Origin of the sequence: Bacillus sp. Je.9.29.b, assembly GCF_051129925.1 — a bacterium.
Taxonomy (GTDB): Bacteria; Bacillota; Bacilli; order Bacillales; family Bacillaceae; genus Bacillus; species Bacillus safensis.
The window spans coordinates 479,715-505,197 of sequence record NZ_JBCPSO010000003.1; the positions used below are offsets into that span (position 1 = coordinate 479,715).

Below are 25,483 nucleotides of genomic sequence, written 5' to 3' on the forward strand. Positions count from 1 at the left end.
CAGTCTCTCACAGCTGCTTCGTCTGATCCTTTACCTGCTCAGGATAGTAACGTTTTTTTCCTTTGCTTTCCTTTAAGACGGCAAAAGCGTACTTAGGAATATTCAGCATTCGTTTCCATCTCCATGGATTCACAATCAATCTGTACAGCCATTCTGTATTTGTCTTAATCATCCAGCGTGGTGCACGCTTCACCGTTCCGCTAAATACATCAAAGCTTCCGCCTAAACCGATGCAAACAGCCTGCGGGAATAAATGGCGGTATTCATAAATAAAGTTCTCTTGGTTTGGATAACCTAAAGCAACGAACACCATATCAGGTTTCGAGCGCGCGATTTGCTTCGCTACGAAACGTTTATCTGCTTGATAACCATCACAGCTTCCGGCAAGGACAACATTTGGATATTCCGTATCAATTCGCTGTTTCACAGCCTCAAGCACTTCTTTTTTCGCACCATATAAAAAGATTCTTTTAGACTGCTTGTTTGCTAGGTCAAGCATAGACATGAAGACATCAAAGCCGGCAATTCTAGACTTAAGCGGACTTTGGGTCATGCGAGACATCAATACGACGCCTACGCCATCCGGCAGTACATAATCCGCAGATGAGACGACTTGATGGTACGCATGATCCTTCATGACGGCATAGCCTATCTCTGGATTGACAGTCGCAATCATGGCGCCTCTTCTCTGAGAAATATGGTGCTGATTCATATAGCTGATAAATTCATCTAAGTCGCCGTTTACATAAGAAAGGTTAGAGACCACTTCTGTTTGCATTGTTTAGACCTCCTTTTTAACTTGTTATCTATGAACGTTCATTGTAAATTCATTCTTCGCCTACTCATCATTTTATCACAGATGCTCCATGAAATATTAACAATAACTTTACAAACCTTTAAATTTCATGACATTTTCATCATTTCATCTGTACGACCCTTTGTGAAACATTGATTCTTCGGACTTTTCCTCCTGCGCCCAATAAATTGGAAATAGTTTGTCTTTACATCCGCTTAACGTTTGGTGGGCGCTGTGATATAATGAGGTTCCGAAGAGCGAATCGAATATCACAGAATTACGGATAAATTACTGCACGAATGCAGTCGAATAAGGATTGAAGAAAGGAGTTTATGTTTGCAATGAAGAAAGTTATTACTTACGGTACATTTGATTTATTACACTGGGGGCACATTAAACTGCTAGAACGTGCAAAGCAGCTCGGAGATTACTTAGTGGTGGCCATCTCTACAGACGAGTTTAATTTACAAAAATCAAAAAAAGCTTATCACAGCTACGAGCATAGAAAGCTGATTCTTGAAACCATTCGTTATGTAGACGAAGTCATTCCAGAAAACAGCTGGGATCAAAAAGTCCGTGACGTGCAAGAGCACGATATCGATGTGTTTGTCATGGGAGATGACTGGGAAGGTAAATTCGATTTCTTAAAAGAACATTGCGAAGTCGTATACTTGAAGAGAACAGAAGGCATCTCGACAACACAAATTAAGGAAGAAATTGCGGGACTTTAATAGATCGAAAAAAAGTACTTCTTATCTTTTGGTGAGAAGTACTTTTTCATGTAAAATACAATGAGCAAGTCATCATTATTTTTAAGGAGAGCTTCCTTTGTTTCAAAATTGGATGAAGAAAAAAGTTGAAGACACATTGGATCAATCTGAACAACATGAAACAATGGCATCAATGGACGTGCCTGATATGGACTATTACTTTATTATGGGTGATGTGCCAAAACAGGATGAGAGCTTAACGAAATCTTTAAAGACAAAAATTAAGCCTTTGGCTGATCAACATAAACGTACTGCAATTTTAACTTTAAATTACGATGCAAATGTGAAGGAACGTATTCGCAGCTTGGAGGAGACATTTCCTAGCCAAGTCGACATCTTGAATGTATTTGAACACTATATCTTACCGGAAAGCGGAAGTAAAAGACGTTACTCAGAATTTATCGCTGGTGAATCATCGCATCAGATCAATGAAACTATTTTTCCAGAAGATGCGTCCACAATTCAAGTGACGAGATATGAATTGCCTTCTTCTCCGATTTGTTTTATTGATCAATATAATGAAAAGCAGCAATTAGTGAAGAGGGAAGAATACAATTGGCAGGGCGTTTTATGCAGAGTACAAAGCTTTGTTCCCCATACAGGTGCACTATACTTAGAGGAATTGATCAATGACGATGGCAGTATTTATATGGAGTTCATCTACCATGGAGATGTAAAAAAGAATCCAGTTCGGCATATTAATTGGTATAAAAAAACAGGAATTCAAACATTTACAAAGAAGACGGATATTAAACAATTATGGCTATCCAGCATTCAATCACAAAATGACCGTTTGAAACTGATGATCACAGAGGACCGTGATCAAGACCGCCACCTGTTTAAAATCGATCAGCCTGAAACAACCTATTACGCTGCATTTGTGCATCACGCACATTATGAAGAAGATCTGCATCAAGTCAATTCTCAATATGGAGAATTATTTAAACAAATAAGAAAACAGCAAGTGGATGCTGTCTTTTTTGGGGATACTAAACATAAAGAAGATGTCGAAAAACTATTGGGAGAACAAGCCTATTTTTATCTTGTTCCTTCTGACGAAGAGACTGTTTGGAATACGGCGATTCATCATATGCTCGAAAATCGTGAGCATAAAGATGAACTGAGAGGGATCGTTGACAGCATGAAATGGGTCTTGCGTGATCTAAGCTCTGAGCATCATGTTCTTCACCTTCAACTCGAGTTAAAAGATGAAATGAGTCATGCGGATCATGTGCAAATTGATTTCGCAGGATATGATCGAGTGAATGGAGCTGAAATCATCTCTCAAACAATCGATGAGAACCATCAAGTCAGCTTCCCAATCGGCCATTTTCAAACAAAGAAAAACATTGAAATCAACCAAACGAATTTTGTGGATTTTTACATTCGCTTTAAAACAGAAGAACTTCAAGAGGTTTTGCAGCGTCTAGAAATAAAAGGTGAGCTGCTTACGAATAAACCATCGTCCATCGATGGATGGTCATATCAAACGAAACAAGGCAACTATTCTTGGAAAGTGAAATAGTGATATAACATAACGGTAAGATTTCTGAACAGAGGAGATTAACGATTAATGATTGAAGAGGGAATTCATAAGAAGAGTGTCGTTGAAGGGTTAAAGAATCACCATGAGAAACTAGAAATGCTGATTCGCATCAACGATGACATGCCATTAACAGATAGAGAATTTTATTTGTTCATGAGGGAGAGAGTATCAAAACAAGAGCTTTTCCTTCCGCTTGTTCATCAAGAAGAGAATCTATTCAAATTGGTATTGAATGAAGCATCGCTGCCGCTTGCGTTAGAGCAAGGCCAGACATATAACTTGTATGTCACGGACTATTTGAGCACAAACAAAGAAGAGGATGAGGACGAGCTTGAGGACTCAGCTTATGATTCTGATTCCGAAGAAGAGGAAGAAGAAGTAAAAGAAGCGGATATCAATACAGATATTGAATCTGAAGAGAAAACGTCAAACTATAAACGCCGTTTAAAAATGGAAATAGAAAAGCCTGAGCTGAGCTTTTTAGAAAATAAAGACGCCATGCTGTGTATCATTCCATACCGTACAGACAAAGGGAATGCTTCTTTGAAAATCAAACGTGAGCTAAAGGTTGTGAAATTCAATCATATCGAGCTCAACAAAGGGTGTATGTTATCTTTATCCGGGTATGCAGGTGTATTAAGTGCAGAACATCCGTATGAGATCAAAGAAGCAAAGCTTCTATTGAAGAAAAATGGTGAAGAACCAATTGAACATCGCTTTCCGGTTAATATCACCCATATAAAAGACGAAGTGATCGAATACCGTGATGATCAACATGTACCACAGCTTTATCAATTTTTAGCAGAAGTCCCTTTAGAGGAATTGGCCTATTCATTAAACAAACGCTTTGTATATCGCTTCTATCTTGAATTTATCTGCGATGTAAACGGAGTAGAGGAAACATTAACAACCACTTCTTTAGTGCTTGGAGACCGCTCGAACAAACTCAAAGGACTTGTTCAAATTCATAAACGAAACGATGTACCGATTCGATATGAAGTGTACCGAAAGAAAAAAAGACAAACGCTTGGCATCCGTATTAATGATTACACAATGAAAACACGTGCCAAGTATTACGTCAAAAGCAAGTGGAAGAAATTTAAAAAGAAGATCAGTAAAATCAAAAAAGTCCGTAACCGTCTTGTGACAAGAACGTTTAAAACGACCTTTAAACTGGCGAGTAAGCTGTCTGTGAAAAAGAAAACGGTTGTTTTTGAAAGTTTTAACGGAAAACAATTCAGTTGTAACCCGCGTGGGATTTATGAGTATATGAAAGAACATCACCCTGAATATACGCTGATCTGGAGCGTTAAAAAGGGTCATGAAGCACCGTTTAAGGAAAAAGGCATCTACTATATCAATCGTCTGTCATTGAAATGGATCTTTGCGATGGCAAGAGCCGAGTATTGGGTCGTAAACAGCCGTTTGCCGCTATGGGTTCCAAAGCCAGATCACACAACATACTTGCAGACTTGGCACGGTACGCCGTTAAAACGGCTGGCAATGGACATGGACGAGGTGCATATGCCTGGAACAAATACGAAGAAATACAAAAAGAATTTCACAAAAGAAGCATCGAATTGGGATTATCTCATTTCTCCTAATGCCTACTCGACTGAAATCTTTACACGTGCGTTCCAATTCCAAAAGACCATGATTGAGTCAGGATATCCGAGAAATGACTTCCTTCACAATCAAAATAATGAAGAAACGATGAGAGCTCTGAAACAAAAAATGAACCTGCCGCTCGATAAAAAATTGATCTTATACGCACCGACATGGAGAGACGATCAATTTTATAAAAAAGGGCAGTACAAATTTGATTTAGACCTTGATCTGCATGAACTCAGAGCTGCAATCGGAGATGAATATATCATCATTCTGCGTATGCACTATCTAGTTGCTGAAAACTTTGATTTAGGGCCGTATGAAGGCTTTGCCTATGACTTCTCTCATTACGAAGACATTAGAGACCTTTATATGATTTCAGATCTGCTCATCACAGATTACTCCTCTGTGTTCTTTGATTATGCAAACCTCAAACGTCCGATGCTGTTCTATGTGCCAGACATTGAAACATATCGTGACAAGCTCAGAGGCTTCTACTTCGACTTTGAACAAGAAGCACCTGGACCACTTGTGAAAGAGACAGCAAGTGTCATTGACTGGGTGAGAGAAACAGAACAGCCAGACTTTACTCTACCAGAATCATTTGCACCGTTTTATGAGAAATTCTGTTACTTAGAGACTGGAGAATCTTCGAAGCGGGTCGTTGAAGTAGTGTTTTCTGAAAAATAGTTTAAAAAGTACCGTTCTTCGCTTAGTAGAACGGTACTTTTTTGTTTTTTTTATTCCATTGTACACATATTTAAATGTAATGGTAAAAATAAAAAAACATAGAAATTTAACAGTAAACATGCTAAATTTAGATAAGATTATCCGGTACTGTAAAAATGCTGAAAATAATATAGAGGTGCTTCAATGTACAAACTTTATCATAATTTTATTGAAATTCTTAATTTAGATGAACAAAAGTTAGTGTTATATATTGATGACATAGAGAAGTTATGTACTTTTGAATTTAAAGAGCTAATTGTAAACGAATCAAAGAAGATTTGTGAAATTAATGTTAAGGATCAGATGATTTTTGAATCTTCAATAGATCATTCTAATGAAATGATCTATCTCTATTCTAAGGATCAGAACTTGTATATTGTCAAAGAAAGCTCTGACATCCTTCAATCAAATCAAATACATCCTATTGACATTAACAATCAATTTGAAGATATATATGTCAAACAATTAGGGTTAGACCGCTATGGCTTATATAGAGGCGAAGAGGAACTGTTATTATTCTCAGGGCTGCTGAACGTTGATGAGATCAATCGGAATTATAAAATGGATTTGGAGATTCACGGGGCAGAAAGAAGATTTGTAGACATCTCCTTTATCCAATATAGTCCCTTCAACTTTGTTGTTACTTATGATTGCCAAAATAAAGAACTAAATGTAAGGAAAATTTTGTTTGATGTGATGCAGGAACATAAAGATATTGAAGTGACTGTGAATAATCGTAATCAAATCAAAATTTTAAATAAGGTGACTGAGCAAAAGAAAATCGTCAACTTTAGACTTGTTCCTAGATATCAGCCGCTCAAAGTTTTTGGTAAAGATACATTAGAGCAATTCAAAGAAGATAATATCCTCAATATTTTGGTGATTAATAAACAAAGGTATTACATATATGTAAGAACGAATGGTGTTTACTTAGTAAGAGGAAACCCTTATCTTGTTACAAAACATACATCAAGACTACGTATTTTTAGTTTGTTTAATAGCTTTTATGTTTATGGAAGACTGACACATTACGCGTATAATTCAGACCAAAAGTATGAATATCTGTACATTAGAAATTCTGATCACCAAGTGGCGAAATTTATAAGACCATTTAGAAAGATCAAATTCTTAAAAAGGTATGGTTTCTTTAAAATTTCGTTAAATGATCTTGACTTAGACAGCAGAATCCATAATAACCTATTCGTTGGCAATGATAACCGAATTATCCATAGTTTAAGGCTGAAAAAAAGAGATAAAAAGGTGAAAACATATATCACGAAAAAGAATGGGGACAAGCTTCAAGTACTAAGAACAAATCTATTTGGAAATGTGACATCAACCATTATTCCTTATTCACAGGAATATTCTTTATTTAGTAAAGTAAAAATAAAAATAGCGAGTATCTTATCATCATTCTATAAAGACAAGAATTATCGTGTGAATTTGTTTTTTGAGAAAAAGAGTGATAAAGCAGATGAATCCGCTATTAGAGTGTATGACTATGTACAAGAGAATTGTCAAACAGACTCAAGAAATTACTTTATTCTTAATAAGAAATCAAGTGCTTATCCGGCACTTAAAGCTAAGTATGGAAAGGGAATCATTCCGAAATATAGTCTGAGACATTATTTAAGTATCTTCAATGCCAGCTATTTTATTTCAAGTGAGTTATCTAACCATGTTCTAAACGATAGATTATATATTGATCATCTTAGAGAGAGAATTATGAGCGTACCACTTGTCTTTTTGCAGCATGGAATAATGTTTGCGAAACCAGTTGATAATCCAATGGCCTTTGGATTCCATAAAGACAAGAACCAATATAATATTTATAAATCAGTCATCAGTTCTGAACTAGAGGCTGGTGAATTCTACAAAATGAAATATGACCGTGAGGATTTGATTTTGACAGGCCTCGCAACTTTTGATCATGCCCAATTAGTAGACGGTGCAGATAAGATCGCCTTTATGCCAACTTACCGCTATTGGGAAGAGGGGCTAATATATACAAATAGAATCGAAGAAACATCTTACTATAGAGTTCTGATTAAAATCATTAAAAGCTTTGAAGAAGCAGGTCTTCTTGATCGTTTGTTAATTGTACCGCATAACAAATTTTCTCAGTACGTTTATCAAAACCTGCCTCAGTATAAACATATTATTTCTGATAATCCATCAGAAGCGTTAAAAGTATCAAAGGTGTTTATCACTGATTACTCTTCTGCTATTTATGATGCACAATATAGAGGAGCATACCCTATTTTTTATTGGGAAGAAAAAGATTACTTAATTAGACAGTATAAAGCGATTCCTCCTGTAAACGAAGAAAATGCACCGGGACCAATTGCATATAATACTCAAGAGCTTATTCGTATTGTCAAACATGCGATTGAGAATGAGTATGTCGTGGAAGATGAATATAAAGAAAAATACTTGAAAATTAACAGCTTTAACGATAATCAAAATACGAAAAGAATTACAGATTTCTTAAAAGAGCATCAAATTATCTAATGTCTTATGCCCCCTGAATCTATGATTGAAAGGATTCAGGGGTTTTTTGTCTTCTAGTTTGACGTGCATGACTTTTGTTATAAGATGAAATGTGTATCGTTATCTGTTACAATTATGAACGGTGCTTTTTAAAAAAGTAATCCCAAAAACTTATATCTAAGGAAGATTAGAATGAACGCAATGTTGACGATACTAAAGGAGCAAATCAGCTCTTTTCCGCTGATTATGCGACTTGCTGTTTATGAAACAAAATCAAAATATCAGATGAATTATTTAGGTGTTTTATGGCAGTTTTTAAATCCATTGATTCAAATGCTGGCTTACTGGTTTGTTTTTGGTATGGGCATTCGCGGAGGACAGCCAATTGTCATTGGCGGCGTGGAGATTCCATTTATCATCTGGATGCTTGCCGGATTAATCCCGTGGTTCTTCATTAGTCCGACCATTCTTGATGGATCAAACAGTGTGTTTAAACGCATTAATATGGTATCGAAAATGAATTTTCCGATTAGTGCGCTGCCGTCTGTGGTGATTATGTCCAACTTGTTCAGCTACTTTGTCATGATGGGCGTCTATTTGATTGTGCTGATTTCCTATGGCATCTATCCTGACGCACATTGGCTGCAATATATATACTATCTTATTTGTATGATCGCGTTTATGTTTTCGTTTAGTTTGTTTAATTCCACGATTAGTGTACTCGTGAGAGACTATCAATTTCTTTTACAATCCGTGACACGATTACTTTTCTTTTTGTTGCCGATTTTTTGGAATATTTCAGAGAAACTTACTGGGGATAAGGCGTGGATTGGAGATATTTTAAGACTGAATCCTCTTTTCTACATTATTGATGGTTTTAGAAATAGTTTGTTAAAGGGAGAATGGTTCTTCCATGATGTCAAATACACACTTTATTTTTGGCTGATCACGCTTCTTCTTTTAACAGTTGGTTCATTGCTTCATATGAAATTTAGGGATAAATTTGTCGATTTTCTTTAAAAAGTAAGGAGATTATACGATGAAACTAAAGGTTTCGTTTCGAAACGTATCCAAGCAATACGTCCTATATAAAAAGCAGTCAGATAAGATCAAAGGGCTGTTTTTTCCTAATAAAAATGAAAAAGGTTTTTTTGCTGTCCGTGATGTGTCCTTTGATGTATATGAAGGCGAGACGATTGGTTTTGTAGGGATCAATGGATCTGGAAAATCGACTATGTCGAACCTTCTAGCGAAAATCATTCCACCGACAAGTGGTGAAATTGATATGGACGGCCAGCCATCGTTAATTGCCATTGCAGCAGGGCTGAACAACCAGTTAAGCGGAAAAGACAACATTCGTTTAAAGTGCTTAATGATGGGACTGACGAATAAAGAGATAGACGAGCTTTATGAAAAAATCGTAGAGTTTGCGGATATTGGCGACTTTATTGACCAGCCGGTTAAGAGCTATTCAAGTGGAATGAAATCACGTCTTGGCTTTGCTATTTCAGCGCATATCGATCCAGATATCCTGATTATTGATGAAGCACTGTCTGTTGGAGACCAAACCTTCTATCAAAAATGTGTGGACCGCATTACAGAATTCAAGGAACAAGGAAAGACGATCTTTTTTGTCAGTCACTCCATTAGCCAAATCCAAAAAATCTGTGATCGGGTGGCTTGGATGCATTATGGTGAACTTCGTATGTTTGATGATACGAAAAAGGTCGTGAAGGAATATAAGGAGTTTGTTGACTGGTTTAACAAGCTTTCCAAGAAAGAGAAAAAAGAATATCAATTGAAACATAAAGAAGGCCGCAAAGGCGTACAGAAGACAGAAAAGGTGTCTCGTTATCAAGAGAACGGCAAACGGCGTTCATTGTTTGGCCCCGCATTTCAAGTGACAGTTTTAGCGGTCTTAACGCTATTGCTAGCCTTATCGATGTTTTCAGATCGCCCGCTTCGTACATTGGCGACATTTGGTGCAATCCCATCAGATAAGACAGAAGCGCCTCAGTCGAAGAACCCGCAGACCAAAGGAGCGCCTGATATGAAAAAGGTGGATCAACAGCTGATAGTCACGGCAGATCCACTTACGGTTTACAAAGACCAAGCCATGAAAAAAAAGGCCGATGTCACTTTGCCATTTGGACAAGAAGTACAGGCTGTGGCTGAAAATAAACAAACCGTTCAAATTAAAACAGCGTCAGAAACGTATTTTGTCAAACCCAATGCGCTTCAAAATGCAGAGGATTTAAAGTCATTATCCATTGGACCAGGACAGTTTAATTCCTCTGTATCGCCTGCATCGGCAGGTTCGTATGAGTATTTACTTTCTTTCCTTGGAAAAGAAGAATCTGTGCTGAAACAGAGAATGCAAACGCTGAGTTCAGTGAAAAATGATCAAGGAGATGCGATTGAACGATTGACCACAGAGAAAACCGACTATGTCATTCAAAATGGTCAGGCAAACACGATTGTGTTTCGCGACATTATGCCAATCTCTCCTTCCACACTTGGGCTTACAGAACAAAATGTCTGGATGAATGAGAAACGAACAAAATTCGCAGTGAAGGGCGAAAACAACCTGTTTGTCATTGATAATGAACAGCATACACTGACTATTTCAGTCATTAAATAAAAAAGCTGCCGATGATGGCAGCTTTCAGCGTGTAGACAAACCCTCGCATTCGGTGTCAGGTCTGCGCTCCGGTGCTCACGAATGTCCAATTCGCTCCGCTCCGGTACTCGCCCTTCCTAGACTGCAAAGGTTTTCTATCACGCTGAAAAGAAGACAAAGGGCTAAAATAAAGATCATTTTAGCCCTTTGTCAACAATCTGAAAGCTGCCGATGATGGCAGCTTTTTTAGTTCACTTCTTCTTTTTCGAGAAGCTGTTTCATAAATGGAATGAGTTTCTTTTTCAATTCTTCATCCTGAAGAGCAAACTCGAGCGTCGTTTCAATGAAGCCTTGCTTCTCGCCGACATCATATCGTTTTCCTTCGAAATCATAGGCGAAGACGCGCTGGATGTCATTCAGCTTTTGAATGGCATCTGTCAGTTGAATTTCTCCGCCTGCACCAATCTCTTGCTGATCGAGGTACATAAAGATCTCTGGCGTGAAAATATAGCGCCCTAAGATGGCTAGGTTCGATGGTGCTGTTCCTTGCGGCGGCTTTTCAACAAAGTTTTTGACTTGGTAGCGGCGTCCTTCTTGTGTAAGAGGATCAATGATCCCGTAGCGATGCGTATCGCTGTCTGCTACTTGCTGAACACCGATGACAGATGAAAGAGTTTTTTCGTATTCGTCCATCAGCTGGCGAAGCCCAGGCGTTTCGGCTTGAACAATGTCATCACCTAATAAAACAGCAAAAGGCTCATCACCGATAAAGTTGCGTGCGCACCAAACGGCGTGTCCGAGTCCTTTAGGCTCTTTTTGACGTATGTAATGAATGTCAGCAATGTTAGAGGACTTTCTTACTTTTTCTAAAAGCTCGCTCTTTCCTTTTTCCTCAAGGTTGCGCTCTAACTCTGGTGCAAAATCAAAATGATCCTCAATGGCTCTTTTTCCTTTTCCAGTGACAATAATAATGTCTTCGATTCCTGATTCAACAGCTTCTTCAATAATATATTGAATGGTTGGTTTATCAACGATTGGGAGCATTTCTTTAGGCATTGCTTTTGTTGCAGGGAGGAAACGTGTCCCAAGACCTGCAGCTGGTATTATGGCTTTACGTACTTTTTTCAATGAACTTTGCACCTTCCTTACATAGATAACCGATTTCATATTTCAATGTTTGTTCTTGGTCGTCTGTTTAAAGTGTAACTTACAAATCATAGGAAAGACAAATGATTTCACTAAAATGACTTTTAGATAATTCATATTTTATATGTTAAATGTAAAGGAAAGAGAAATTTAACGTTAATTCAATGTAAATTTCTTTTTTTATATCATTAATTTTATCCTCCCAATTGTGTATAATTGAAAGTACTATACTAGGAAAGAGGCATAAACAAGTGAAAAAACTAAATGTAATGACTATTTTCGGTACTAGACCTGAAGCAATTAAAATGGCACCACTTGTCCTTGAACTGAATAAACATCCACAGATAAATTCGATTGTTACTGTAACAGCTCAGCATAGAGAAATGCTTGATCAAGTCCTTGAGGCTTTTTCTATTACGCCTGATCATGATTTAAACATCATGAAGCAACGCCAGACATTATCTGAAATCACATCAAATGCACTATTGAAACTAGATCAACTATTTCAAGAGGAAAAGCCTGATATTGTCCTTGTTCATGGAGATACAACAACAACCTTTGCAGGAAGCTTGGCCGCATTCTACCACCAAATTTCAGTCGGTCACGTTGAAGCGGGTTTAAGAACACACAATAAATACTCGCCGTTCCCTGAAGAATTGAACCGACAAATGACAGGCACTATTGCTGATATTCATTTTGCTCCTACAAATGAGGCAAAGCAGAATCTTTTAATTGAAAATAAAAAAGAAGAGACGATTTGTGTGACGGGGAATACTGCGATTGATGCGTTGCAAACAACGGTTACAGAGCAGTATCAACACCCTATTTTAAAGAAAATAGGCACAGATAAAATGATCTTGTTAACGGCTCATCGCAGAGAAAATCTCGGCCAGCCGATGAAAAACATGTTTAGAGCGATTAGACGTATTGTAGAAGAGTTTGAAGATGTTCAGGTTGTATATCCTGTACATTTAAACCCTGCTGTTCGTGATGCGGCTCAAACAGAATTCAGTGATCTTGATCGTGTGCACTTAATTGAGCCTCTTGAAGTCGTTGATTTCCATAACTTCGCTGCTGCCTCACACTTTATATTAACGGATTCTGGCGGTGTCCAAGAGGAGGCGCCTTCTCTTGGGAAGCCAGTATTAGTTCTGCGCGATACAACAGAACGCCCTGAAGGTGTGAAAGCTGGCACGCTTAAGCTCGCGGGTACAGATGAAGAGACCATTTACAACATGGCAAAACAGCTGTTAGTCGATCAGAAAGAGTACGACAACATGTCGAAGGCGTCTAATCCATATGGTGATGGACAAGCGTCAAAAAGAATTGTCGAAGAGCTTCTCCATCGTTTTGGATTAAGTGAAGAAAAACCAGTTCCATTTCAATCATAAAAAAAGAAGACTACATTTCTGTAGTCTTCTTTTTTACTGCTCCAAACTTTCCTTCAATTCCTTTTTCACATTCGCAAGGCTGCTGTCATCAAGCTGATAGTAATAAATGTTATTGATACGTGTGCCTGATCCTTTCAGCTCGTGCTGCTCCACATGCTGTCTTGCATCACGATAATCATTCATCATCGTCCACATATCGTCAAATGACATGTTTGTCTTCATATTATTTTCCACGACTTTGAACATATCGCCGAATTTCGTAATAGATGAAATGTTGGCACCTTTTGCAATGATGCCTTCAATGACCTGGCGCTGTCTTTGCTGACGTCCGAAGTCACCCTTTGGATCTTGCTTTCTCATTCTTGTGTAGGCAAGGGCTTGATCCCCATTCAGGTTAATTTCTCCTGTACCAAATGAATGGCCGTCATAACTAAATGCAAACGTGCTATTTACTGTAATACCGCCAAGTGTATCAACAATATCCTTGAAGCTTTCCATGTTCACTTTGACAAAGTAATCAACAGGTACATCAAGCAGTTCCTCTACAGTATCTGCTGCCATTTGTGTACCGCCGAATGCATAGGAGTGGTTGATTTTATCCATTGTGCCTTTTCCGACAATCTTCGTATACGTATCACGCGGGATGCTCACCATCTCGGTCGTTTTCGTTTTCGGATTTACAGTCATGTATATTAATGTATCTGCACGGCCTCGGTCATTTTTTCGTTCATCGACACCCATGACTAAAATAGAAATCGGGTCTTTCTTACTTAAATCGACATCTTTGTCACGCTTATCTGACTTCTTTAAATTCTCCTGAATGCCTGCGACAGTCGATGCTGCTGTGTTCCAAAGATGATATGCGTATCCGCCAGTTGCTAATACGAATAAGCCAATAATCGATAAAACAATCCAAAGAACCTTTTTCTTCTTTCTTTTTCTTTCAGCTCTCATAATGTCCCTCACCTTTTCTATGATTCTTCCATGATTATAGGTTTACGAATCTTGATAAACAAGTTATTTTTTTACTCTGAACCTAGATATAGACGTTGTAACAAAAAAAAGGTTTCAAAAAACCTTAAATTTACCTTAAAATAATAACTTATAAGACGATACAAAGACATGAGGTGAAAAAAATGAAGAAAATCGTCGTTTTACCGTTCTTAATACTGCTACTAGGTATCGTGCTCACAGCATGTGGAACGGCCGAGCAGTCCTCAGGAGAAAACAAGACAAGCAGTTCAACTCCTCAGGTACTGGAAGAGAAAGCTGAATTTATTGGAATGGCTGATGCACATACAGTCGAAGTGAAAAAAGTGAATACGACCCTAAGCTATGAATTTACGGATAATTTTAAAGATGTGTTAAATGAATTTAAACCAGGAGACACAGTAGAAATCTCTTACTTTATTAATGACAGTGGTCAAAAGGAAATCCAGAAGATTGAAAAACAGAAGTAAAAAAGATGGGCGGGATGAACAAAATTGAAGAAAACAGGCGTTACACTAATCGTTCTCATGATACTGACTCTACTAGTTGCACCCTTTCAGTCTGCCATGGCAAGCTCGGCAATTTCAGTGAAATTGTCTAACTATATCGGAAACAAAACAAGTATGGATATCTCAACAACTGGGGAATACAAGCTATCAGGATCAAATGTTGCTGTGACAAAAAGATATGACGGCAAAAATAGATACGAAGTAGCCAACAGCATCGCATCTGCTGGCTGGAAAAATCCATCAACTGTTGTCATTGTCAGTCGTGATGCATTTGATCATGCAATTTCTGTATCACCGTTAGCATACAAACTGGGCGCACCTATTTTGTATACGAATATTGAAAAACTGACGAAAACAACAGAAAACCAGCTGAAGAAAATGAAGCCGGATAACATTCTGATTGTCGGAAATACGAAAAGCATTTCAACAGCTGCTGAGAAGTCTATTAAAAAGTATGGCAAAGTCAGACGTATTAGTGGAAAAGATAAGTTTGAAATCTCCCAAAAAATCGCTAAAGAAATGGGTAACTATAAGCAAGCTGTCGTTGTCGGCGGGAACTCATTTATGAATGGGATTGCCATTGCATCCTACGCATCGAGAAAGGGATACCCTATCCTGTTAACAAAAAAAGATTCCATTCCGTCTTATAGAATGCCAAGTAAAGTGATCATCATCGGCAGTACGAAAAGTACTGGACAAAAAGTTGAAAATCAAATCAAAAAAACCTCACAGGTGACAAGAATCAGCGGGGCCAATCGCTATGAATTATCTGTGAATATTATAAAGAAATTAAATATTAATGCAGATAAAGTTTATTTGGCAAAAGCCTCTAGCTATATTTATGCGATGCCGCTGTCGCAATTGGCTGCAAAATCTAACAGTACTGTGGTGTATGTGAAACCCGATTCTGTCACAGCGTCTTTAAAAGCACTGCTGAAGGAAAAAGGTACATATGCTTATCATCTTGCTGGCAGCACAAGTGCAATTAAAGATAGCTTGAAAAATTCATTAGCCAAACAAGTCTATCTGAAAAAAAATCAAAACTACCAATTGAATATTTCTAACGGAAAAATTTCATTAAAAGGCATAAAGACGTATAACACAGTAAGAGTTGTTCCTGAGAAATATTCAACAAAAAATGTCCTTCAAATTGCAGGAAAGCCGTATTTAGGCAGCGTAAACTTTGCAATTGAATCAGGGTATATCAGGCCGACTCTCGAAAATATTCCATTTGAAGACTATTTAAAAGGTGTAGTGCCAAATGAAATGCCTGCAAGCTGGAATGTTGAAGCGTTAAAAGCACAGGCGGTTGCAGCTAGAACGTATTCGGTGAAAAGTATTGGAAAAGTCGTCCCTGATACAACAGCCTTCCAAGTATATGGAGGATATAACTGGTACACAAATTCGACAAAAGCTGTCGATGCCACAAAAGGAAAGGTTCTGAAATATAACAATCAGCTCATTTCAGCAACCTATTACTCTAGCAATGGCGGTTATACAGAGGCAAGTGAAGAAGTGTGGGGAAATGCACTGCCATACTTAGTGGCCAAAAAGGATCCAAAAGATCCAGTCAATCCATGGACACTGAAACTCTCTAAGAAACAACTGGGCACGACATTGACTGCTAGCACAGCAGCATCTCAGTGGTCTAAAGCAAAAGAGACAAATGCAGCTGACCTTGCTGGCCTGAAATCATGGCTGCTCAAAAACAAAGAAACTGCTGCATCTGATATGAAAATCGCATCGATCTCAAGCCTGACGTTCTCAGGGAAAACAAAAGGTCAGCGTGCGAAGACGGTATCGATCAAACTGACATACCATCTGAAAAACAAAACAGGCACATATTCGGTAAACAAAAGCACAACGGCAAGTATGAAGATGACCGAGTTTCGATCAGTCATGGGCGCAACAAAGGTGAAAAGCACGTTTGCGTCAGTCAAAAACAATACAAATGACTTCACGATTTCAGGAAAAGGATATGGTCACGGCATTGGTATGAGCCAATACGGAGCCAAAGCGAGAGCTGAATCTGGAAACTCATATTCTTCCATACTCTCGTTCTACTATCCAGGTACAAAACTAACAAACTATTAAAGGGTAAAAGGAGGACATAGAAGATGCGCTCAATGATGAAAACAGCCATCCTCAGCCTCATCGCCATTTTCGTTATCGTTCCAACAGCATTGGCAGACAATTCAGTCTCAAGAATTGATGGCGGGAGCAGATATGCTGTAGCGGCAAACGTAGCGAAAAAAGGATGGGGAACTGCAAGTACAGTCGTTTTAGTAGGGAAAACTGCGTATGCAGATGCAACAGCAGGAATTCCACTTGCATACCAAAAAAATGGACCAGTTCTTTACACAAACAGTAAAAGCCTTTCGGGTGATACAAAGAAAGCCTTAACTTCATTAAAAACAAAGACGGTGATCGTTTTAGGCAGCACATCAAGTGTGTCAAACAACGTGGTCAACCAAGTGAAGAAAATGGGCATCTCCACACAGCGTATTTCAGGAAAAAACCGATATGAGCTATCTGCCAATATCGCGAAAAAAATGAAAAAGCCAGCAGGCGTCGTTGTCGTTGAGGGTTCTTTCTATGCACATGGGATTGCGATTGCACCTGTAGCAGCTCAAAAAGGATTCCCAATTCTATACACAGATAAAAAGGGACTTCGTTCTGAAATCGCTTCTGTTGCAAAAGCAAGCAATGTGAAACAAACCATTGTAGTCGGCGGAGAGAATTACGTCACAAAAGCAGCTTATAATCAATTGAAATCACCAACACGGATCAAAGGCTCGACTCGTTATGATGTCGCGGCAAATATTGTGAAAAAGTACAATATGAGTGTCAATAATACCTATGTAGGAAGAGGATTTGGTTATGCCACTTCATCTTCTGCCGCAGGCATTGCAGCGAAGCAAAACAAAGCATTGCTTCTAACGAATGAAAAGACACTGCCAAAAGTAACGAGAGCAACAGTGAGCAGTAAGAAAATCACCAAATTTACTGTCGTAGGCAGTACAAATACAGTGACACCAACTGTTGTGAACCAGCTGAAAAACCCGGCTGTTGGGAAAAAAGTATTCATTGATCCAGGTCATGGTGCGCATGATTCAGGAGCTGTAGGATACGGATTATATGAAAAGAATTTGAATTTAGATGTAGCAAAGCGTTTAAACACGAAATTAAACAACGCTGGTGCACTTGTGACCATGTCAAGAACATCAGACACATTTGATAGTCTTCAAACACGAGTGAGCAAAGGTGCGTCAGCAAATGCAGATATCTTTATCAGTGTCCATGCGAACTCAAATGATAACAGCAGTGCAAATGGAACAGAAACGTATTATGACAAAACCTATGCGGCTGCAAACAGCCTGAAGCTGGCGCAAAACATCCAGCCTAAAATGGTCAGCGCACTAGGTACAAGAGACCGTGGTGTGAAAACAGCTGGCTTCTACGTCATTAAATATTCTAAGATGCCGAGCGTTCTTTTGGAAACTGGTTTTGTTTCCAGTCCAGTTGATTCAAACATCTTGAAATCTGCTACGTATAAAGATCGATTAGCGTCAGGCATTTCAAGCGGTGTGTCAGGTTATTTTAGATAAGAAAACACAAACCTGAGGGGTGCCTCAGATACTCCTCTTAGGCTGCTCGAGAACGTACTCGGCAGCCTTTTTTCAAATGTCCATGAAGCATCTTTGGTGAAGGGTTCAAACCAAGGAGGTTGACTTCATGCGTTTTGATATCAAATGTATGTTACTGATTGCTATTTCACTATGTTTATATACACCATCCGTTTTTGCTCAGCACACTGTATCGAGGATAGAAGGAAGCAATCGATATGAGGTGGCTGTAAATGCCGCGAAAAGGGGCTGGCAGGAAGCGCCTACCGTTGTTCTTGTGGGCGGTGATGCTTATGCAGATGCCCTGAGTGCTGTGCCTTATGCTTATCAGCAAAGGGCCCCAGTCCTGTTAACGAATGCTGGCAGCCTTTCAGGTGCTGTAAAGACAGGGTTGCAGCAGCTGAAAACGAAGCGGGTAACGATTCTTGGCGGGACTGCGAGTATTTCTGAAAACATCGTGAAGCAGCTAAAAGCAATGAATCTATCCGTTTCCCGTATTCAAGGAAAGAACCGCTATGAATTGGCGGCAAATGTGGCTAAGCACATGAAGAGTGCTAGTGCGGCAGTCGTCGTGAATGGTTCTGCTTATGCTGATGCTGTCGCGATTGCTCCATACGCTGCCAAACAAGGCTATCTCATTTTATTAACAGATGCGAAAGGATTGCGCAAGGAAACAGCCAATCTATTAAAAAACAAAGCAGTCAAGCGGACCATAGTGATCGGCGGGGAAGCAAGTGTCAATAAAACTGTTTTTCAAAAGCTTCCATCACCAGTCAGAATAAGCGGAGCCAATCGGTATGAGGTGGCTGCCCAAATTGCTAAAACGTATCCAATGAAGACAAGCCAAACATTTATGAGTTATGGGTATGCCTATGCAGATGCAGCCGCTGCGGCAAGTATAGCAGCGAAACAGGGCCAAACCCTTCTTCTCACAGATGCTCAAACGGTGCCGGATGCTATCAGAAAAGTCATTGGAGCCAAACAGATGTCAGCTTTTTCTGTGGTAGGCGGAACATCAACCGTTCAAACGAATGTCATCACGCAGTTGAAAAATGCGGTGTTAGGCGAAACAATTTTTATTGATCCAGGTCATGGTGCGCAGGATGCTGGAGCGATAGGGAATGGGCTGCTTGAAAAGAACATCAATTTAGAAGTAGCATTAAAGCTGCGGTCGAGACTTCACCAAGCGGGTGCGCTTACTGTCATGTCGAGAACTTCTGATACATTTGACTCCTTGCAGACACGTGTCAGTAAAGGAGCCCAGGCAAGTGCTGATATATTTATCAGTATCCACGCCAACGCAAATGATAACAGCGGTGCGAATGGAACAGAGACGTATTATGATACGACATATGCGGCTGCTCATAGTGTCAAGCTGGCACAACAGGTGCAGCCCCGAATGGTCAGTGCCCTTGGAACAAAAGATCGCGGAGTGAAAACAGCAGGGTTCTACGTCATCAAATATTCTAGAATGCCGAGTATTTTGCTAGAAACCGGCTTTGTAACAAGTCCAATCGATGCGAGTATTTTAAAATCTACCGCTGCAAAGGATCGGCTGGCTTCTGGAATTGCAACGGGTGTGTCCAACTACTTTGACGTAAAATGAATCATGAAAGGTGTGTCAAGTTAAAAATACATTTCATTTTTGGTTATGTTTGTTATAATTGAAACATAGAAGGTGAATGGTTTACACATAAATCTTCAAACGACAGCAAACCGACAAATCATGAAGAGGTGACGATCTTGAAAAAATTAATCACAATGCCGTTTCTAGTATTGCTTCTAGGAGTATTGCTCACAGCGTGCGGCACAACAAATCAATCAAGCGATAACAAAAAGGATGACAGCAAAAAAGAAACAACTGAAGCAGCCGATCAAAACAAAGATAAGGCTGCGGACAAAAAATCAGAAGATCAATCGTCAAATGAAAAAGCAGACGATCAAAGTAAAGAAACAGCTGCTCAAACAGAAGAGCCAGCAAGTCAATCTGATGAAGAGGCAAAAGACAGCTCAAGCAAAGAAATTACAAAAGAAGAACCTGCTAAAGACCAATCAAAAGCTGACTCAAAAGGTGACTCTAAAACAAAGAAAGAATCAACGACTAGTAAGAAAAATGAAGTCACCAAAGAAGGCACATATGTCGGTTTGGCTGATGGACATACAATTGCTGTCAACATTGATGGAAAAGAAGTAGCTATTCAATTCGGAAATACATTTTCTAAACAAGTGAACAGCTTAAAAGAAGAATCAAAAGTAAAAGTAACCTATACAAAAGATGCAAACGGAACACTTCGATTAAAAACGATCGAATCTGTAAAAGCAAAATAAAGAAAAGACCCGGAGACCCGCAGAATTGCGGGTCTTTTTTACGTTCAAAAGGGCATAACTTGATATAAGTGCACATTCTTAACACAGTTTTACAAGACTTAACAGCGCATTTACATTTGCTTAATGTTGCTCTGCTAAACTGACTTTCATAGAACATCTCTTTACACAACAACTACTTTGAATGGTGAGGTGCAGGTCAGTGAGTGCAGAGAAAGCGATGAATCTTTACAGAGAATATGAAGTGAGACGAAATCACTCTTTTGCCTTAACAGAACATATGGTTCGTTATTTATTTGCAAAACGTTTCATAGATTTAATATTCTCGTTCATCGGATTGATGTTGAGTACGCCAATCATTTTGCTGTTTGCTCTTTTGATTAAGCTGGAAACACCAGGGCCAGCCTTTTATATGCAGGAAAGGGTTGGGAAAGACGGTGTTTACTTTAAATTATGGAAGCTCAGATCGATGAGAATTGACGCAGAAAGCGGAGGAGCGAAATGGGCGCAAAAAAATGACCCGCGTATCACCAAAGTGGGGGCATTCATCCGTAAAACAAGAATTGATGAACTTCCGCAATTTATCAACGTGTTAAAAGGAGAAATGAGTATCGTAGGTCCTCGTCCAGAAAGACCGATGTTTACCGCAGAATTTAATCGGACGATTCCAGGCTTCACAAAAAGGTTGGCGGTAAAGCCGGGGCTGACAGGTCTTGCTCAAGTAAATGGCGGATATGAAATGAGTCCAAGTGAAAAATTAACACACGACTTACAGTATATTCAAAACTTGACATTTTCTCTCGACACGAAGATTATGGTAAAAACGTTAAAAGTCATCATGACTGGTGACGGAGCCAGATAAGTAAAGTAGGGAAGAGAAATGGCAAGTATGAAAAAACGCATGCTAGGCGGGGCAAAATGGACAAGCTTGTCCGCATTGATCATCACCATCATCCAAATTGCACAGTTCGCCTTTTTAGGGAACGTGATGTCACTCAAGGAGTTTGGACTCGTTGGCATGATCACAACTGTCACAATATTTACGCAGATTTTGCTTGATCTAGGAATTGGGGCAGCGATCATTCAAAAGGAACAAACGACAGAACGTCAATTATCTACATTATATTGGATCAACTTGCTAACGGGGATTATCTTGTTTTGTCTGCTTATCCTGCTAAGCCCAATGATAGCCGCTTTTTATAACCGGCCAGAGCTAGAGGGTCTGCTCAAGCTATTATCGATCATGTTTCTGATCGCACCGATTGGCCAGCAGTACCAGTATATGATGCAAAAAGACTTAGCTTTTAAAACATTAAGCACCATTGAAGCCATTGCGGCCATCATATCGCTGCTCGTTTTACTCGTTTTCGCCTTCTTCATGAATCCGATTGTCGCCTATGTCATTTCTCAAGTGCTGCTGCAATCAGGAAAAGGTCTCATGTATGCAGCAGCTTATTGGAAGAAGTGGCGTCCAGCACCTGTTTTTGCATTAGGAGAAGTGAAGGAATTTTTCTCCTTCGGTGCATTCCAGCTCGCATCCAGACTGGTCAACCGAGCAGGATCGAACATCGACATGATTTTAATCGGCCGGTTTCTTGGAGCGGAAGCGTTAGGTATTTACAGCTTGGCGTATCAAATTGTGACAATACCCGTGCTGAAGATAAATCCGATTGTGACGAGAGTGGCTTTCCCAGTTTTCGCAAAAAGTCAGCGGGATCACTCCATGCTGCGAGAGGGCTTCCTAAGTATGACGAATATGCTCGCATTGGTTAGTTTTCCATTATTAATCGGCCTTGCTGCCGTATCAGACAGCTTTATAGAAGTCGTGTTTGGAGAGAAATGGCTAGTAGCGGTTCCGGTTTTAAATATATTGTGCATTGTCGGCCTGCTGCGTGTGCTGATGAATCCAAACGGTTCAATACTTCTTGCAAAAGGGAGAGCGGACTTAGCCTTTTATTGGGATACGGGGATGCTTATCGTGTATGGCTGCGCATTATATGCAGGTGTCACTACAGGCAGTCTGCTCACAGTAGCTTGGATCTACTCAGGTGTCAGCCTGCTCAACTTTATTGTCGGCAGATGGCTCATGGCATATGTCATTCAGCTTGATATGAAGGTGTATTTAAAATCACTTGGAAAGCCTGCTGTCATGACGCTGCTCATGGCTGTCTGTGCGGTAGCTTTACATCAAGGGATGAAGCTGACGACAGCAGATATTTCACTTCAATTACTACTGACTGTTTGTGTCAGTGCTGCATTGTATGGCTTGCTGCTCATCAAAATGTATCCGCAGGCTGCAGGCAAATTATTGAGAAGAGGTCGTTCGTCATGAAGGTACTATGGCTGACAAGTGTATATCCTAGTGAAAAACATCCGAGTGAGGGCGTATTTCATGAAACGCAAGTACAGGAGCTGCTCAAACAAGGGATAGAAGTGACTGTCATTTGTCCTAATCCAGTGAATCCGCCGGTTTTACGGATGCTCAAGGCATCCTATCGGCAGAAAAGGGATCTGCCTGAACAGGAAGTGAGAAGCGGAGTGTCGGTTTACAGACCGCCTTATCCAGCGCTCCCTGGACAGCTGAAATGGGCGCAGCCGAGTAAACGAATAGCGGCTTCCGTTCTCAGAGCAATGCAGCGTCATCAGCTGTCACCAGATTTTATCCATGCGCACTTTGCCATGCCGTCTGGCGGAGCGGCGGCTGTTATTCAGAAAGAAACGAAAATCCCTTATCTTCTGACCTTGCACGGCAGTGATGTGAACGTATATCCGAGCTATAGCAAAGGGGCACAGGCAGCCTTTGAAATGGCGGTGAGGCAGGCATCTGCTGTTCTGACAGTGAGTGAGGAGCTGGCTAAAAAGACAAATGAGATGACGAAGGTAGAAGCAAAATGTCTTCCGCTTGGTATTCCGCTCGAATCATTTTCCAGAACGGAAGAAGGTCAAGAAGGCATCAGAAAGCACTTAGGTTTACCGCTTCAAGATAAGCTCGTTGTTTTTGTCGGGCGTTTAGTGAAAGAGAAGGGTTTGCTTGAATTAGCTGATGCTGTCAGCAGCATGGATGGAGTGAAAGCAGTCTTTGTTGGAAAAGGTCCCCTTGCAAAGGAGCTCACAGAACGAGCTGGAGCATCCATTATACTTCCAGGGCAGGTGCCGAATGAGCAGGTGAGAGACTACTTAATGGCAGCTGATCTGTTTGCACTTCCTTCCTACAGTGAAGGAATGCCAACCGTCGTTCTAGAAGCGCTCGCTTTAAAAGTACCTGTCATTGCAACACGGGTTGGTGGTCTCCCATCCTTATTTTCAACCTATCAACACCTGCTCGTTGAACCACGTTCGACGCGTCAGCTGAAAGAGGCGATTCACGCCTGCCTTTATGAAAACAGATGGAATGAAGCAGTGAAGAACGATCTTCATGAAATGGTTCATACAGAATATTCATCAGAACATAATGCGAAGCATCTCATTCAGCAATATGAGAAGGTGCTCAATCAATCAACACCCATCGTTTAAACAAGATGAAATGTGCAAAGAATGATAGATAGATAAACAGCTTGGAACGGACAATATGCTTTTATTGAGAGGATGAAAAATGTTGAAGAAAATTGCTGTGATTGGAACAGGTTATGTCGGGTTAGTATCGGGTACTTGTTTTGCTGATATCGGAAATCGTGTCATCTGCTGTGACATCGATGAATCAAAAATCAACAGCTTAAAAAGTGGTGTCGTTCCCATTTATGAACCAGGTTTAAAAGAATTGATTGAAAAGAATACAGAAGAAGGAAGACTGTTTTTTACAACGAATATTCCTGCTGCGATTCGAGAATCAGAGATTATTTATATTGCTGTAGGGACACCGATGACAGAGCAGGGGGAAGCGGATTTGACGTACGTGAAGGCTGTCGCTCAAACGATCGGTGAACACATGAATGGCTATAAAATCATCGTCAATAAAAGCACAGTGCCCGTTGGAACAGGCCGTCTCGTTCAAGCCATTGTGGAAAAGGCATCGCGCAGCAAATATCCTTTTGATGTCGTATCCAATCCAGAGTTTCTCCGAGAAGGCTCAGCGATTCAAGATACGATGAATATGGAGCGGGCGGTCATTGGGTCGACTAGCACTCATGCCTCTAGCATCATCAAAAGGCTGCATGATCCGTTTCAAACAGAGGTTGTAGAGACCAACTTAGAAAGTGCTGAAATGATTAAGTATGCTGCAAATGCCATGCTTGCCACAAAAATCTCATTTATTAATGACATTGCAAATATTTGCGAAAGGGTAGGCGCTGACGTTGAAAAAGTCAGTGAAGGAGTTGGATTAGACAGCCGCATCGGGCATAAATTTTTAAAAGCAGGCATTGGATTTGGAGGTTCTTGTTTCCCGAAAGACACGATGGCTCTTCTCAAAATTGCCGAAACATCCGGGTACCGGTTCAAGCTGATCGAATCTGTCATTGAAACGAACAACAACCAAAGAGCCCACCTGGTCAGCAAACTGATGAGTGTGTTCGGTGATATTAAAGGAAAAACCATTTCTGTCTTAGGCCTCGCCTTTAAACCGAATACAAATGATATGCGTTCAGCGCCTGCATTAGATATTATCCCAATGCTGAGAGAGCTGGGGGCTTTTGTGAAAGCCTATGATCCGATTGCTTATGTAGAAGCTGAACATGAGCTTGGCCCGCAGGCGGTTTTCAGCAATGACCTGTATGAAACAGTAAAAGATACAGATGCCTGTCTCATCCTAACAGAATGGGATGACGTACAGAAGATGGATAAAGACCAGATCAAGCAGCTGCTTCGTTCGCCGATTGTAATTGATGGAAGGAATTTGTTTGATCCAGCAGAAATGAAAGAGAGAGGATTTATTTACCAGTCGATCGGCCGCCCAAGTGTATGGGAAGCAGAATTGGTATCGAAGGCACAATAACAGGGGG

Annotated in this window: 19 protein-coding genes; 16 read left to right on the plus strand and 3 right to left on the minus strand. The window is 40.0% G+C overall.

Going from position 1 to position 25,483, the window contains the following annotated elements:
- Positions 1-7: 7 nt before the first annotated feature.
- Positions 8-778, minus strand: a complete 771-nt coding sequence (locus tag AAZR19_RS08625; RefSeq protein WP_024426277.1) for a WecB/TagA/CpsF family glycosyltransferase — start codon at positions 776-778, stop codon at positions 8-10.
- 359 nt (positions 779-1,137) lie between these two features.
- Here AAZR19_RS08625 and tagD point away from each other — a divergent pair, with 359 nt between their 5' ends.
- The 6 genes from tagD to tagH all read left to right on the plus strand — a co-directional run bounded on the left by tagD (position 1,138) and on the right by tagH (position 10,580).
- Entirely contained in the window at positions 1,138-1,527 is a 390-nt protein-coding gene (tagD, locus tag AAZR19_RS08630; protein WP_008343212.1) for a glycerol-3-phosphate cytidylyltransferase, read from the plus strand.
- A 97-nt stretch (positions 1,528-1,624) separates the two neighbouring features.
- Complete coding sequence (locus AAZR19_RS08635; protein ID WP_434702862.1) at positions 1,625-3,091, plus strand: alpha-glucosyltransferase N-terminal domain-containing protein; 1,467 nt, start codon at positions 1,625-1,627, stop codon at positions 3,089-3,091.
- Positions 3,092-3,139: 48 nt separating this feature from the next.
- Entirely contained in the window at positions 3,140-5,410 is a 2,271-nt protein-coding gene (locus AAZR19_RS08640) for a CDP-glycerol glycerophosphotransferase family protein (protein WP_218676712.1), read from the plus strand.
- A 183-nt stretch (positions 5,411-5,593) separates the two neighbouring features.
- A complete protein-coding gene (locus AAZR19_RS08645) occupies positions 5,594-7,960 on the plus strand; it encodes a CDP-glycerol glycerophosphotransferase family protein (RefSeq protein ID WP_076840180.1) in 2,367 nt (788 codons plus the stop codon).
- A gap of 171 nt (positions 7,961-8,131) precedes the next feature.
- Complete coding sequence (locus tag AAZR19_RS08650; protein ID WP_041108051.1) at positions 8,132-8,959, plus strand: ABC transporter permease; 828 nt, start codon at positions 8,132-8,134, stop codon at positions 8,957-8,959.
- Between the two features lie 19 nt (positions 8,960-8,978).
- A complete protein-coding gene (gene tagH, locus AAZR19_RS08655; RefSeq protein WP_041108049.1) occupies positions 8,979-10,580 on the plus strand; it encodes a teichoic acids export ABC transporter ATP-binding subunit TagH in 1,602 nt (533 codons plus the stop codon).
- Between the two features lie 225 nt (positions 10,581-10,805).
- Here the strand turns inward: tagH and galU are convergent, their stop codons facing one another.
- Entirely contained in the window at positions 10,806-11,687 is an 882-nt protein-coding gene (gene galU / locus AAZR19_RS08660; RefSeq protein ID WP_008343198.1) for a UTP--glucose-1-phosphate uridylyltransferase GalU, read from the minus strand.
- Between the two features lie 269 nt (positions 11,688-11,956).
- Between galU and wecB the strand changes: the two genes are divergently transcribed.
- Complete coding sequence (gene wecB, locus AAZR19_RS08665) at positions 11,957-13,096, plus strand: non-hydrolyzing UDP-N-acetylglucosamine 2-epimerase (RefSeq protein ID WP_041108047.1); 1,140 nt, start codon at positions 11,957-11,959, stop codon at positions 13,094-13,096.
- Positions 13,097-13,129: 33 nt separating this feature from the next.
- Here wecB and AAZR19_RS08670 read toward each other — a convergent pair whose 3' ends face one another.
- Positions 13,130-14,050, minus strand: a complete 921-nt coding sequence (locus AAZR19_RS08670; protein WP_041108045.1) for a LytR family transcriptional regulator — start codon at positions 14,048-14,050, stop codon at positions 13,130-13,132.
- Positions 14,051-14,232: 182 nt separating this feature from the next.
- On the opposite strand from AAZR19_RS08670, the gene AAZR19_RS08675 reads away from it, so the two are divergent.
- From AAZR19_RS08675 to tuaD, 9 genes are all read left to right on the plus strand, one after another.
- The gene (locus AAZR19_RS08675; RefSeq protein WP_024423640.1) at positions 14,233-14,556 is read left to right on the plus strand and encodes a hypothetical protein; all 324 of its coding nucleotides are present in this window, start codon (positions 14,233-14,235) and stop codon (positions 14,554-14,556) included.
- A gap of 24 nt (positions 14,557-14,580) precedes the next feature.
- Positions 14,581-16,689 (plus strand): SpoIID/LytB domain-containing protein, encoded by a 2,109-nt coding sequence (locus tag AAZR19_RS08680; protein WP_041108043.1) that lies wholly within the window; start codon positions 14,581-14,583, stop codon positions 16,687-16,689.
- A gap of 23 nt (positions 16,690-16,712) precedes the next feature.
- Positions 16,713-18,203 (plus strand): N-acetylmuramoyl-L-alanine amidase, encoded by a 1,491-nt coding sequence (locus AAZR19_RS08685; protein ID WP_024423639.1) that lies wholly within the window; start codon positions 16,713-16,715, stop codon positions 18,201-18,203.
- Positions 18,204-18,330: 127 nt separating this feature from the next.
- A complete protein-coding gene (locus AAZR19_RS08690; RefSeq protein WP_434702868.1) occupies positions 18,331-19,827 on the plus strand; it encodes an N-acetylmuramoyl-L-alanine amidase in 1,497 nt (498 codons plus the stop codon).
- A gap of 128 nt (positions 19,828-19,955) precedes the next feature.
- Positions 19,956-20,549, plus strand: a complete 594-nt coding sequence (locus AAZR19_RS08695; RefSeq protein ID WP_434702870.1) for a hypothetical protein — start codon at positions 19,956-19,958, stop codon at positions 20,547-20,549.
- Positions 20,550-20,748: 199 nt separating this feature from the next.
- A complete protein-coding gene (locus AAZR19_RS08700; RefSeq protein ID WP_434702872.1) occupies positions 20,749-21,408 on the plus strand; it encodes a sugar transferase in 660 nt (219 codons plus the stop codon).
- Positions 21,409-21,426: 18 nt separating this feature from the next.
- On the plus strand, positions 21,427-22,878 hold the full coding sequence (gene tuaB, locus AAZR19_RS08705) for a teichuronic acid biosynthesis protein TuaB (RefSeq protein WP_041108035.1): 1,452 nt from the start codon (positions 21,427-21,429) through the stop codon (positions 22,876-22,878).
- On the plus strand, positions 22,875-24,059 hold the full coding sequence (gene tuaC, locus AAZR19_RS08710) for a teichuronic acid biosynthesis protein TuaC (RefSeq protein WP_434702874.1): 1,185 nt from the start codon (positions 22,875-22,877) through the stop codon (positions 24,057-24,059). The genes tuaB and tuaC overlap by 4 nt, the downstream gene beginning before the upstream one ends.
- A gap of 79 nt (positions 24,060-24,138) precedes the next feature.
- A complete protein-coding gene (gene tuaD, locus AAZR19_RS08715; protein ID WP_041108031.1) occupies positions 24,139-25,476 on the plus strand; it encodes a UDP-glucose 6-dehydrogenase TuaD in 1,338 nt (445 codons plus the stop codon).
- Positions 25,477-25,483: the final 7 nt, after the last annotated feature.

What these genes read in the sequence shown, in the direction of transcription:
- AAZR19_RS08645 (WP_076840180.1), top strand. Translation starts at nt 5,594, where the DNA reads ATGTACAAACTTTATCATAATTTTATTGAAATTCTTAATTTAGATGAA.
- tagH (WP_041108049.1), top strand. Translation starts at nt 8,979, where the DNA reads ATGAAACTAAAGGTTTCGTTTCGAAACGTATCCAAGCAATACGTCCTA.
- AAZR19_RS08640 (WP_218676712.1), top strand. Translation starts at nt 3,140, where the DNA reads ATGATTGAAGAGGGAATTCATAAGAAGAGTGTCGTTGAAGGGTTAAAG.
- AAZR19_RS08670 (WP_041108045.1), bottom strand. Translation starts at nt 14,050, where the DNA reads ATGAGAGCTGAAAGAAAAAGAAAGAAGAAAAAGGTTCTTTGGATTGTT.
- AAZR19_RS08685 (WP_024423639.1), top strand. Translation starts at nt 16,713, where the DNA reads ATGCGCTCAATGATGAAAACAGCCATCCTCAGCCTCATCGCCATTTTC.
- tuaD (WP_041108031.1), top strand. Translation starts at nt 24,139, where the DNA reads ATGTTGAAGAAAATTGCTGTGATTGGAACAGGTTATGTCGGGTTAGTA.
- AAZR19_RS08650 (WP_041108051.1), top strand. Translation starts at nt 8,132, where the DNA reads ATGAACGCAATGTTGACGATACTAAAGGAGCAAATCAGCTCTTTTCCG.
- AAZR19_RS08675 (WP_024423640.1), top strand. Translation starts at nt 14,233, where the DNA reads ATGAAGAAAATCGTCGTTTTACCGTTCTTAATACTGCTACTAGGTATC.
- tuaB (WP_041108035.1), top strand. Translation starts at nt 21,427, where the DNA reads ATGGCAAGTATGAAAAAACGCATGCTAGGCGGGGCAAAATGGACAAGC.
- tagD (WP_008343212.1), top strand. Translation starts at nt 1,138, where the DNA reads ATGAAGAAAGTTATTACTTACGGTACATTTGATTTATTACACTGGGGG.
- AAZR19_RS08690 (WP_434702868.1), top strand. Translation starts at nt 18,331, where the DNA reads ATGCGTTTTGATATCAAATGTATGTTACTGATTGCTATTTCACTATGT.
- tuaC (WP_434702874.1), top strand. Translation starts at nt 22,875, where the DNA reads ATGAAGGTACTATGGCTGACAAGTGTATATCCTAGTGAAAAACATCCG.
- AAZR19_RS08625 (WP_024426277.1), bottom strand. Translation starts at nt 778, where the DNA reads ATGCAAACAGAAGTGGTCTCTAACCTTTCTTATGTAAACGGCGACTTA.